The organism is Candidatus Binataceae bacterium (assembly GCA_036495685.1).
Lineage (GTDB): Bacteria > Desulfobacterota > Binatia > Binatales > Binataceae > JAFAHS01.
In genome coordinates this window covers 45,041-55,760 of sequence record DASXMJ010000205.1, presented here as the reverse complement: position 1 = coordinate 55,760, position 10,720 = coordinate 45,041, and the positions used below count along the sequence as shown (strand labels likewise).

Genomic DNA, 10,720 nt, shown 5'->3' with positions numbered 1-10,720 from the left:
TCTGCTAGTGTCCATCGGCAAATTACGCAGGCATTACGGCCTGCTTGAATTTGTTTCTGGATCAGTGTAGGTAAGCGAACCGAAACGCGCGTCTGGGAGGCCTTCCTTTTAGGTCACGGGAGGATCTTCTTGCGCCGGCTTTCTTGGGGATTGGTCGGCCAAAAAACGCGGAGGACGACAGGTTGAGTCACAGGGTACGTGCCTGCTGACTCAGCGGGGGTTACAACATGACTCAGGGAAGGATGCATACGATGACTCAGGTCAGAGATTGGTTCTCATTAGTGCACAGAGCCGCGCTAATGGTCGCACGCGCCCGGCGCACGTTAATGACGATAGCGAGCGCACTAATCGTGGCTTCGCTGGCAGTCGTCGGAGTCGGCTACGCGGGACCTATTGATGAGCTGGCTGTATTGAATTTCGGTGGCACAGTCACGGGTCTTGGTGGCCTCTGCTTCTTTTGCAACATCGCGGTTGACACGGCCGGCGGAGGACAAAATAAGGTTCCTACCGGGAATATCACTAGCTCCGCGCTCACTGGCGCCACATCGATAACGACTACTCCCGAGGGCGCACTCGCCGTAACCAGTGGTATAGGCGAAGTCCTGGAATTTGCGCCCAACGCGACCGGGGCGTCCGGACCAGTCCTTTTCATCTCGCCCAAGACGCCGCCCGCGAGTCCAACGCTCGATCTCTCGCTAGCCCAAGGTATAGCTTTCGTCCCAAAGAAGCCCCTCATGGCGCTGTCTGAGAGTTTCTACGTGGCCAACTTCCTCGGTGACCCGAAACCCGCCAACGTGGGTAGCGTGATCCTGTTCCCCGCCAACGCCGGCACCTCAAGCTGGACGGGCAACATTCTGGGAACCATTCATAATACGCTCGTTTGCAAGGGCTTGGGCCTCACCGACACCGCCCTTCTTCTGCCGGCCGGCGTTGCAACCGACGCCGCAGGCGACGTGTTGGTTGCGAACTCCGGCAATCCCGCCATGGGCATCCCCGCCTACGTGACCGAATACTCTTTGGCTAACACCGCGAACCCCGCCTCCACAGGTTGCTTCGCTCCCACCAACCTGGTCGGCTTGGGTATCCTTAAGTCAGCCAATGGAGTGGCAGTAGATCCCGCCGGAAACATCTTTGTTTCGGACCTTGTCGCGAACGCGATTTTCGAGTTCAGCCCGGCCGGTGCGGTTCTCACTGAAATCCGGGGCAAGAGGACGAACCTGACGTCTCCTATGGGTATCGCGCTGAGCCCGAAAGGGTTAGCCGCTGGGACTGATGATCTGTACGTGGCTAACAGCCTGCGTGGCTCAATATTGTTGTTCTCTAACGTCAATAGCATCGGAGTAGTAAATATGAGGGGAACCTTGGTACTCAGGGGCCCCAAGACAAGGCTGACCATTCCTATTGGGGTCGCCCCGCTCTAAAGCGCAGAAGAGTGGTCGTTCAGAAGAAGCCTCGGAGGTTATCCTCCGAGGCTTCTTTGCTAGTTGGTGCACAAACCTTGCTGACGGAAACGGCGGACCCAAGTCAGCGAAGGCAACCCCAGCCTTGCAAACGGGCCGTCTCAGCAGCAAGGACCGTGGGCGCATCATCGGCGAGAAAAACACCTGAGCGCGCAATTAATCCGCGACCAGCGGGTCTTCCTTCTGCGGGGTCGGAACCGGTTTAAATCCGCGTCAGCCCGCGAGGTCTTCGGCGAGGGCACGGGCTAGATTGCCGAGTATGGGCGCACGTGCTGCGAGGCTTGGATGATCCACTTCAATCGCGAGTTTGCCGCCCTCGGCGAACGCTAGCAATCGACCGCGATCGATTGATCCGACTGGAAACCGCACGAATTGCACCGAGCTAATGCGGTCGATGGTCATCTGGCGCGTATCGAAGACCGCGCGCTCACGTTTTTCGCCCATCGAGATCCAGAGATGATTTTCGAGTCCGAGCAGACGCCGCAGCGCGGCGTCGCGTTGCCCTGGCTCTGGATATTCGATGAGCATGGTGGCCGCCAGTTCGCCGGGGCCCAGGAGCAGCTCGTTGTAGGTTTCGATTTCGTGCGCGATGGCGTCTGCGGTAACAAGCTTCTCGGTACGAATCATCTCCTGAGTCTGGTACCAGACGGTCTGTCCGTTCTCGAACAGCAGGGTCAAATGCGATCCGACCGCCAGGCGTCGACGGTCCTTCTCGTGAATGAACAGCGCGCGCAGCCGCCCGCGCACTCTTTCATAGTCGGCCGGCGCCAGGATCTCGCTTGCGGTGATCGGCTTCATGTTGATTGCTCCGGTCGCGGAGGCGGCACCGGGTCCGGGAACCCGGTGTCGTCATACGCGCGTGCGAGGATCTCGAGGGGATGCAGCGGGCGAATGCCGGTGGCCTGCAGAATCTGCAGCGTCGCCAGCGGGCAATCGATCATGCGGGCGTCGGCATCGCGCAGACGGCGAACGCCTTTTCCCGGTTCGGAGCGAGAGCTCGAAATACTCTTTCTTCATCGCCCAGGTGCCGTCGTGGTCGGTGCAGGCATCGACGGTCGTGATTGCGGCGCCCGGAATAGTCCGCATCAGGTCACGTGATCGAAATCCAATCGCTTGCGCTTTTAGATGACAGGGCACGTGATAGGCAATTTTGCCCGGGGTAGTACGGAAATCGAGGCGAAAAAGATTTGCCGACTTCAACTGCCAGAGCACCTATTGCGGATCCACCACGGCCGCCGCGAACTCCTTCGCTTCAGCACCGGCCAGCAAGGCAGGGTACTCCTTGCGCATGGTCAGCGAGCAGGTGGGATTGATGGCGGCCACCTGGTCGCCTTGCCGGACCAGGGGAAGCATCGACTCAATGTTGCTGCGCGCCTGGCGCCGCGACAGCGTCGCGCGAATTCGGCCAGCCGCAGCACCGCATATCCGGCGCGGCGTCTCTCGCTGAGCAAGCGTAGTTCCAATACCTAGATGAGAATTATTATCATCTGATAGTAAGTGACGTCAAGGCCTTAACGGTACCGCTCCCCGCTTGGTGACCTCGCTCCCGTGATGATTTAATCTCAACTGCGATGCTCAAAGTGGTGCTCAGTATCGCCGGTTCGGATTCCTCCGGCGGCGCCGGCATCCAGGCCGATCTCAAGACCTTTTCTGCGCTCGGCGTGTTCGGTGCGACCGCGATCACCGCGCTCACCGCACAAAACACGCTGGGAGTACGTTCAGTCGCCGATCTGGATGCGCAGTTCGTGAGCGCGCAAATCCAGGCGGTGATGGACGATCTGCCGGTGGCGGCGGCCAAGAGCGGAATGCTCTCCCGTACCGAGATCATCGAAGTGGTGGCGGCGGCGGTACGCGAACGCTCGATTCCCAACCTGGTGGTCGACCCGGTGATGGTCGCGGCAAGCGGCGATTTGCTGCTTACTCCGGGCGCGGTCGCGGCACTGCGCGAGCACATGTTTCCGCTCGCGCTACTGGTCACGCCCAATCTGCGCGAGACCGAGATCCTGCTGGGACGCGAGGAGATCACCGGGCGTGACGCGATGCGAAGGGCCGCGCGCGAACTGGTTCACATCGGCGCGCGGGCCGCGCTCGTTACCGGCGGTGCGCTTAAAGGCGACGCGCTCGATGTCTTCTTCGACGGCCACGAAATCCACGAATACAGCATGCCCCGCCGCGGCGCCCGGGCACACGGAGCCGGATGTACCTTGTCCGCGGCCATTGCGGCGCGGCTCGCGCTGGGCGACCCGCTTGCCGACGCGATTGGCGCCGCCAAGCACTTCGTCACCCGCGCCATCGCGCAATCTCCCGAGCTGGGACGCGGCGCGCGACTCCTCAATCACCTCGCCTCTGACAAGACCTGATCGGCTGTGATGGACTCATTGAGTAGCATCCTGCGCTCCGACGCCGCGGAAATCTGGAAGCGCGAGCTTGCCCACCCGTTCGTGCGCGGGCTCGGCGACGGCACCCTGCCGGTAGATCGCTTTGGCTTCTACTTGGAACAGGATTACCTCTTTCTGGTCGAGTATTGTCGCGTGTTCGCGCTGGCCTCCGCGAAAGCGCGCGACCTTGGCGTCATGGGGCTATTTTCGGGCCTGCTCAATGACACCCTGCAGACCGAAATGCAGTTACACCGCGACTACTGCAAGCGTCTGGGCATCGCGGACTCGGCTCTCACTGGCGCTCGCGCGGCGCCGGTAACTCACGGATATACGCGCCACCTTTTAAGCACCGCATACAGTGGCTCGATCGTCGAGATCGTGGCCGCCGTGCTGCCCTGCCAGCTCGGCTACGTGGAGATCGCCCGCGCGCTGGAGCACGAGGGTGGCGGCGGGAACAATTCCTTCTACCGCGAATGGATCAAAACCTACACCTCACCTGAATTCGTGGAGGGCGCGAAGCGACTGGTGCAGCTGCTCGATCGACTCGCCGACGGGATACCGCCACCCGAGACGGCTTGGCTGTCGGATCTATTCCTGACCAGCAGCCGTTTCGAATATCTGTTCTGGGAAATGTCCTGGACCAAGGCGACCTGGCCGGTGTGAACTCCCGGCCAAACCGGGCAGAACACCCAAAGCGGCAGTGTAGTGCGCGCGCCTCGATCTCCGCGGAATTCCACAGCGCCCTCGATGCGGCGGACGGACCGCAACTATCCGCTGGTCACTCGATCCAGGAACTTCCGCACCGCCGCATTGAAAGCGGCCGGCTGGTCGATATTCGCGGCGTGACCCGCGTTCGCCAGGATTAACTTGTCAGCGCCAGGAATCTTGGCCCCCATGTACTCGGCGGACGGGATGAACATCTTGTCTTCTGCACCCGCAAGCACCAACGTGGGCACCCGGATTTCCGCTAATGACTCGATGACCTTACCGTCCTTCTGTGTCAGCATTCCCCGCGCCGCGAGCGCCAGGCCCTTCGCGCTGCGGTGACGCGCGACGCGCACCTCGGCACTCGCCTGCGCAGTGTCGAGCCCGTCCATTTCGAGTTGTGCGGCGCGCGCCCTCGCCATCTTGTTCCACTCCTCGCGCGAACCGTCCTTTTTGTAGCCGGGCCCGGTGTCAAATAGCATCAGCGCGATGGTTCGGTCCGGATGGACGAGGTGGAACGCCAGTGACATGAAACCGCCCAACGACAATCCACTGATGACCGCTCGCCGCACACTGCTCGAGCACCGCGCTCATGTCGCCAATGGTGAGTTCGTGTGAATACCGGGCCGGATCATCGGGCGAATCGGAGCGGTCGTGGCCGCGCATGTCAAAAGCGATCAAATGATAGCGATCGGACAGAGCCTCCAACTGCCCCTGCCACATCCGGGCGCTTGCGCTGTACCCGTGCGACAGCAGCACGGCAGGGCCGCTGCCCCACTCTTCGTAGTAGATTTTGACTCCGTCGCGATTGAGATACGCCATGATTGCCTCCAAGAGCGTGGAGCTCCCGCCAGGTGCGGTCTGTCGGTTGCTCCTGCCGGTTGGCGTTGCCGCCGAGTCCTTCTCGCGCGCGCGGCTTGACTGCGGCGGGATTCCCTGGACCCGGTCAGCGACACCTGGGTCGTGGGGGTTGCGGCGCGCCCGCCCAGCTTCATCCTCCTACGCCACTCTGGGATTCGCTTGCCCGCCGTCGACGGTCAGCACCGCTCCGGTTGTGAAGCTGGCTGCTGGACTGCCAAGGTACAGGGCCGCGCCCACGATTTCCTCCGGCTCGCCAGCCCGTCCGCTTGCGTAATTCCTCGCGGCCCGTTGGGTGAACTCTTCGGTGCGCGACCACCCCTTGCTGATATCGGTATGAAACGGGCCCGCCATGATGCAGTTGACGCGGACCTTCGGCCCGTACTCATTCGCAAAGGCAGCCGTAATCGCGTTCAGCCCCGCCTTGGCCGCCGAGTATGGCGCCGTGGTCGCAGAGGGTCGAATCGAAGAGACCGACGAGACATTGATAATCGCGCCGCCGGCGCCGGCCTTCATCTTCGACCCAAACAGCGCCGCCAGCCGAAACGGTCCCTTCAGATTGACCGCGATCACCTTGTCGAAGAGGTCCTCGGTGTGCTCGACCAACGAGGAGTACAATGGCGACAGGCCGGCGTTATTGATCAGCACATCGCAGCGGCCCCACTTCGCGTAGACTTCATCGTAAAGCCGGTTGCAATCGTCCCACTTGCCAACGTGAATTGCGTGCGCCGAACCGTCGCGGCCCAGCGCACGGATTTCTTTGACCGTCGCTTCGCACGATTCGATCTTGCGGCTCGCAATCGCGAGATTCGCTCCGGCTGCCGCGAAGCCCAGCGCCATGGCGTGACCAAGGCCGCGGCTCCCGCCGGTAATACACACCACCTGGCCGGAATAGTCGTACTGGATGGGCGCCGTCATGATTGCATCGACACCTCGCGCTCGATGCGACCCGCGTACTTGCGGATCGCCGCCTCGCGCAGCTTGGGGATGTGCTGGGTCGGAAAAAGATCGGTCGTGGCCTGATACTCGCGCAGCACCTGCCGGGCAACCGTGATTTTGTGAACCTCGGTTGGGCCATCGGCCAAGCCCATGTGAAAACTCTGGATCACCTGTTCCACGAACGGCATTTCGCTGGTCGCGCCCAGTGATCCATGCAGGTGAAGCGCGCGCGCCGCCACGTCGTGGAATACCTTCGGCATCAGTGCCTTGACCGCCGCGATATCTTTGCGCACCTTCAGGTAGTCCTTATAGCGATCGATCTTCCACGCGGTGCGCAATACCAGCAGTCGAAACTGCTCGATCTCCATCCACGAGTCGGCGATCTTCTCCTGTACCATCTGTTTGTCCGCCAGCAGCGAACCCTGAGTGGTGCGCGACAGCACCCGCTCACACATCATGTCGAACGCGCGCCGCACCTGCCCGATGGTCCGCATCGCATGATGAATCCGCCCGCCGCCCAGTCGGGTCTGCGCAACGACGAATGCGCCGCCACGGGGTCCGAGCATGTGGTCCTTCGGGACATGCACGTCTTCGTAGCGGATGAAGGCGTGGCTGCCCTCGCGCTCGTGCATACCCACGGCGAGGTTGCGCAGGATATTCACCCCCGGTGTGTCGGTCGGCACGATGAACATCGACATGCGCTGGTACGGCGAGGCCGTGGGGTCGGTCACCGCCATCACGATCAGGAACGAGGCCAGGTGGGCATTCGATGAAAACCACTTCTGGCCATTGATGACCCACTGGTCGCCTTTGAGTTCCGCCTTGGTGGTGAAGACCTTGGGGTCCGCTCCGCCCTGCGGCTCGGTCATCGAGAACGCAGACACGATTTCATTGTTCAGGAGCGGGGCTAGGAAGCGTTTCTTCTGATCGGGGGTTCCGTAGTGCGCAAGAATCTCAGCGTTGCCGGAATCGGGCGCCTGGCATCCGAAGACGATCGGCGCGAAGCGCGAGCCGCCGAGAATTTCATTCATCAGGGCCAGCTTGATCTGGCCGTAGCCCTGGCCACCCAGTTCGGGGCCCAAGTGGCATGCCCACAGTTTGTGTTTCTTTACTTCGGCCTGGAGCGGGCGCACGAGCGCATTGCGCTTGGGGTCGCGTACGTCATAAGGATGGCCGAGGACATAGTCGAGCGGCTCGACTTCCTCGCGCACGAATTGTTGGACCCAATCCAGCTCCTTTTGATATTCCGGTTCGGTTTCAAAATCCCAGCTCACGATAGTTCTCCTTCGAGCAGATCTGTTTTGCTCGGGTGGGTTCTGAGTACCTTGTCTGCAAGCACGATGGCAACTTCCACAGGGCGCTTGGGGAGCGGGGGACCGGTGCTGGCTTCGCATACGCGTAGCGGTCCGAGACGCTTCGCTCCTTCGCGTTGCTCACTCCTTAGGATGACACTTAGGTCTTACTAAAGATGCGGGCGTAGGTCTTCTGCGTGGCCGCCGCGGCATCCTGGGCCTTGCGCCGCTCTTCGGGCGTGGCCATCTCGGCAATCATCTTGCGCTCTAGCGCGAGGCCGTCCTTCAAGGTCAGGTCCAGGCCCCTATTGATGAGCGCCTTCGCTGTCTTGAGCGCGTAGGCGGCGCGCTCGATGTAGACGCGGGCGATTTCCTCGCACGACTTCATCAGGTCCGCGGCCGGCACGACGCGATTCACCAACCCAACGCGATACGCCTGCTCCGGCGTCCATGGAAGACCGCTGAAAATCATCTCCTTGGCGATTCCCGCACCGACCAGGCGGGGCAGACGCTGGGTGCCGCCACCAGCGGGCAATGCGCCGAAACGAATTTCGGGAAGACCTATGGTCGCAGTGTCGGCGAGGATGCGGATATCGCAGGCCAGCGCGATCTCGCATCCTCCCCCCATCGCGGCACCGTTGATCGCGGCGATGACTGGAACACGCGATTCCTCGAGCGCCGTGAACAGGTCGCGGCGCGGCGAGACGAAGTCTCCCCCGCCTGCACCCGGCTGCCCGCCACTCGCGCCGCGCTGGCGGGCGCGTTCCGCAAAATCGCGCAGGTCTGCGCCGCCGCAGAAATGCTTGCCACCGGCGCCGGTGAGGATCACGACCCGATACTCGGGGTCCTTGTCGATCTCTTCCATCGCGTTAACCACATCGATCATGAGCTGAAGGCTGATCGTGTTAGCGCGTTCGGGACGGTTGAGGGTCAGGTATCCGATGCCGTCCTTGGGTTCGAGAATGATGGTTTCGTAGTTCATGCTGTTTCCTCTACATGGCGAAAGAGTAGCCGCCGTTGACCGGCACCGTCTGTCCCGTCATCCAGCTCGATGCGTCCGACGCCAGGAACAGGATCATGTTCGCGGCATCCTCGGGTTCACCGAAGCGGCGAATCGTGTACGACCTGAGCATTCGCTTGGCGAATTCTTCATTGGAGGTCGCCGCGGCGATCGCAGGCGTGCGGGTCGCGCCCAGGGCCACGCAGTTCGAGGTAATCGAGAAGCGCCCCAGCGCCTTGGCCATCGCGCGCATGAAGCCCGCTGCTCCCGCCTTCGCCCCAGAGTAGATTTCGAGATTCGGCTCACCCACCCGGCCCGCGTCAGAAATCACCGTGACGAGCTTGCCGTAATTCTTCTGGATCATTCCTGGCACCGCGTGCCGCACGCAGTTCAGCACCCCGAACAGGTTGGTGCCCAAGAAAGCTTGCCAGTCCTTGGGCTCCTGCTCCCAGAACGGCTTGCGCGAGACGGCGCGTGGATCGGCGCCGGCGTTGCCGGCGTTGTTGACCAGGAGGTCAACGCTTCCGAATTTGCTGCGCGCCTGGTCGAACATCGCGCCCACGGATGCGAAGTCGGTGACATCGGATTGCACCGCCAGCGCGGCGCATCCGGCGCGCTCGACTTCGACAACGACCGCCTCGGCGCGGGCCAGCACGAAATCGTTGACCACGACCCCGCCCGCGCCGTTATTGGCGAAGTGCAGCGCGACCGCGCGACCGACGCCTTGTCCCGCGCCGGTGACCAGTCCGATGTGACCTTTGAGGTCGAGAATGTTGGTGCTCATGCTTGGGCTCCTTCAAACCTTCATTGGAGAATTCCGTCTGCCGTCAAGCGCGCGATTTCCTGCTCGGAGATGCCGCAGACCTCGCGGAGGATTTCGTGGGTGTGTTCGCCGATGCGCGGGCCGCGGCGAGTCGGCGCAGCCGGAGTGCGATCGAAAGCCGCGCGCGCACCTTCGATTTCCACCTCGCCGATGACCGGATCATCGATCTTCACGAAATGCCCGACATGACGCAGGTCGGAGTCGCGCGCGAGATCGAGGCCGCGACTGACGACATGCGCGGGGATTCGCGCAGCTTGCAGCTCGGCCTCGACCGCATCGCTCTCGCGCGTATGGGTCCACTCTGCGATGGCGCGATCGAGATCGTCGCGACTACGGAGCCGTCCAACAATCGTGTCGAAGCGAGGGTCGCCAAGCGCACCGCCGATCAGACTGCGCAGTGCGGTCCATCTGTCCTGCGACACCGCGTCGATCGCAACCCATCGATCCTTGCCCGCACAGGGATATAGGCCCTGCGGCGCCGCCAGCGGTGATCCTGCCGAGCCACGGCGTTCCGGAAGGCGCCCATTGGCAACAAACTCGTAGTACGCCGGCATCATGAACTGAATTCCGCATTCGGCCTGAGCCAGATCCAGATAGCAGCCCTTTCCGGTACGCGATCGCTGATGAAGCGCCGCCAGAATGCTTGCGACGATGAAGCGCGGAGTGACCGCGTCGGTCCAGGGCCCCCAGGGACCGCTGGGCGGCCGATCTGGCCATCCGAACTGGTAGGTCGCACCGGACATGGCCGCGCCCATTGTGCCCACACCGCTGGTTCCTTTGGCATCGGGTCCGGTCTGACCGAGGATGGCAGTCGAGGCCATGATGATCTTCGGATTGCGCGCGCTCAGGTCTCGATAAGCGAGCTGCAACTCCTCGAGCACGCCGGGTGTGAAACTCTCCAGCACCACATCGGCCCACTCGCTCAGGCGCAGCACAAGTTCGCGTCCCTGCGGCTTGCGGATATCGAGCGTGATGCAGCGTTTGCCGGCGTTGAGATTGTGATAGCTCACCGAACGCTCGGGGCCCGTCTTGCCGTCCTTGAACGGGCCGAGAGTGCGAACCGGGTCGATGCGCCTGGAGCTCTCGACTTTGATCACATCGGCGCCGAGGTCGGCGAGCGCGCGTCCGCTGGCGGGACCGACCATGACCCAGCTCAGGTCAAGCACGTGGATGCCGGTGAGTGGCGAGCTCATTTGGTTTCTGCAAGCCCCCCCTTCATCCGACGCCAGGGCGCACCTCCTCCCCAGAAAAGCGGAGAAAGACTT

The 10,720-nt window shown here is 62.3% G+C and carries 10 protein-coding genes and 1 pseudogene; 3 read left to right on the top strand and 8 right to left on the bottom strand.

Annotation, left to right across the window (positions count from 1 at the left end; translation table 11 throughout):
• Nucleotides 1–734: 734 nt before the first annotated feature.
• Nucleotides 735–1,421, top strand: a complete 687-nt coding sequence (locus tag VGI36_19040) for a hypothetical protein (protein ID HEY2487244.1) — start codon at nt 735–737, stop codon at nt 1,419–1,421.
• Nucleotides 1,422–1,673: 252 nt separating this feature from the next.
• Here VGI36_19040 and VGI36_19035 read toward each other — a convergent pair whose 3' ends face one another.
• Together VGI36_19035 and VGI36_19030 are read right to left on the bottom strand one after the other, a co-directional pair.
• Nucleotides 1,674–2,258 carry a DUF3501 family protein gene (locus tag VGI36_19035; GenBank protein HEY2487243.1) on the bottom strand — a complete coding sequence of 195 codons (585 nt, stop codon included), beginning with the start codon at nt 2,256–2,258 and terminating at the stop codon, nt 1,674–1,676.
• A gap of 414 nt (nt 2,259–2,672) precedes the next feature.
• Nucleotides 2,673–2,813, bottom strand: a complete 141-nt coding sequence (locus VGI36_19030; GenBank protein ID HEY2487242.1) for a hypothetical protein — start codon at nt 2,811–2,813, stop codon at nt 2,673–2,675.
• A 218-nt stretch (nt 2,814–3,031) separates the two neighbouring features.
• Here VGI36_19030 and thiD point away from each other — a divergent pair, with 218 nt between their 5' ends.
• Both thiD and tenA read left to right on the top strand, forming a co-directional pair.
• Nucleotides 3,032–3,820 carry a bifunctional hydroxymethylpyrimidine kinase/phosphomethylpyrimidine kinase gene (gene thiD, locus VGI36_19025; protein ID HEY2487241.1) on the top strand — a complete coding sequence of 263 codons (789 nt, stop codon included), beginning with the start codon at nt 3,032–3,034 and terminating at the stop codon, nt 3,818–3,820.
• 9 nt (nt 3,821–3,829) lie between these two features.
• Entirely contained in the window at nt 3,830–4,501 is a 672-nt protein-coding gene (gene tenA / locus VGI36_19020; GenBank protein HEY2487240.1) for a thiaminase II, read from the top strand.
• Between the two features lie 104 nt (nt 4,502–4,605).
• Here tenA and VGI36_19015 read toward each other — a convergent pair.
• The 6 genes and pseudogenes from VGI36_19015 to VGI36_18990 all read right to left on the bottom strand — a co-directional run bounded on the left by VGI36_19015 (nt 4,606) and on the right by VGI36_18990 (nt 10,648).
• Nucleotides 4,606–5,365 (bottom strand): annotated as a pseudogene (locus VGI36_19015) (alpha/beta fold hydrolase).
• 177 nt (nt 5,366–5,542) lie between these two features.
• Nucleotides 5,543–6,319, bottom strand: coding sequence for an SDR family oxidoreductase (locus tag VGI36_19010; GenBank protein ID HEY2487239.1), 777 nt, complete (start codon nt 6,317–6,319; stop codon nt 5,543–5,545).
• On the bottom strand, nt 6,316–7,614 hold the full coding sequence (locus VGI36_19005) for an acyl-CoA dehydrogenase family protein (GenBank protein HEY2487238.1): 1,299 nt from the start codon (nt 7,612–7,614) through the stop codon (nt 6,316–6,318). The genes VGI36_19010 and VGI36_19005 overlap by 4 nt, the downstream gene beginning before the upstream one ends.
• A 178-nt stretch (nt 7,615–7,792) precedes the next feature.
• Nucleotides 7,793–8,614: an enoyl-CoA hydratase/isomerase family protein gene (locus VGI36_19000; GenBank protein HEY2487237.1), complete on the bottom strand. Its 822-nt coding sequence runs from the start codon at nt 8,612–8,614 to the stop codon at nt 7,793–7,795.
• Between the two features lie 10 nt (nt 8,615–8,624).
• Nucleotides 8,625–9,416, bottom strand: a complete 792-nt coding sequence (locus VGI36_18995; GenBank protein HEY2487236.1) for an SDR family oxidoreductase — start codon at nt 9,414–9,416, stop codon at nt 8,625–8,627.
• A gap of 20 nt (nt 9,417–9,436) precedes the next feature.
• Nucleotides 9,437–10,648 carry a CoA transferase gene (locus VGI36_18990; GenBank protein HEY2487235.1) on the bottom strand — a complete coding sequence of 404 codons (1,212 nt, stop codon included), beginning with the start codon at nt 10,646–10,648 and terminating at the stop codon, nt 9,437–9,439.
• Nucleotides 10,649–10,720 lie beyond the last annotated feature (72 nt).